The following is a 554-nucleotide window of genomic DNA, read 5'->3' as shown; positions in this document are numbered from 1 at the left end:
GTTGCGCTTGGTTTCGATAGTGCGTCGGTCGCTTGGGCGTATCTAGTCTCTTACTTAGTTACCGCGTTTCTCGGTCTCTGGTTCCTCCACTCCCGAACACCAATATTTAATTGGTCGGTTCAGTATACTCCGGTACGCAGAACGCTGCTAACGTTTTCGGCACCACTAGTCGTCACGGCTGCGATGAGCGCTGTCTTCTCCGATATCGATATTTTTCTTCTCGGCGCCCTAGCCGGCGCGGGTCCCGTGGGTGAGTACAACGCTGTCTACCCCCTCGCGCAGTTCCTCACGATGACCGTCTCCGCATTCGGCTTCCTCTTCGTCCCTGTGATCTCTGAACTCCACGCCGACGGAGATCACGACGCGCTCCGTCGTCTGATTCGCACAATCACTAAGTGGGCCCTACTGGCGAATCTTCCGCTTACCCTCTTGCTATCTCTTTTCCCTGAAACAATTGTATCTATTACATTTGGCCCCAAATACGTTGCCGCGGCGCCAGTGCTTCCGATTCTGGCAGTCGGATTCTTTGTTCATACTGCGGCGGCCCTAAGCGG

1 protein-coding gene is annotated in these 554 nt (G+C 54.9%); it reads left to right on the top strand.

Translation table 11 applies throughout. From position 1 onward, the window contains the following. A partial coding sequence (locus EXE45_RS17030; RefSeq protein WP_158294308.1) for an oligosaccharide flippase family protein occupies positions 1-554 on the top strand: 554 nt, incomplete at both ends.

This window comes from Halorubrum sp. SP9 (genome assembly GCF_005435015.1).
In the GTDB taxonomy this organism is placed as follows: Archaea; Halobacteriota; Halobacteria; order Halobacteriales; family Haloferacaceae; genus Halorubrum; species Halorubrum sodomense.
The sequence above is the reverse complement of the archived record's forward strand: the minus strand, read 5'-3'. Positions and strand labels throughout refer to the sequence as shown.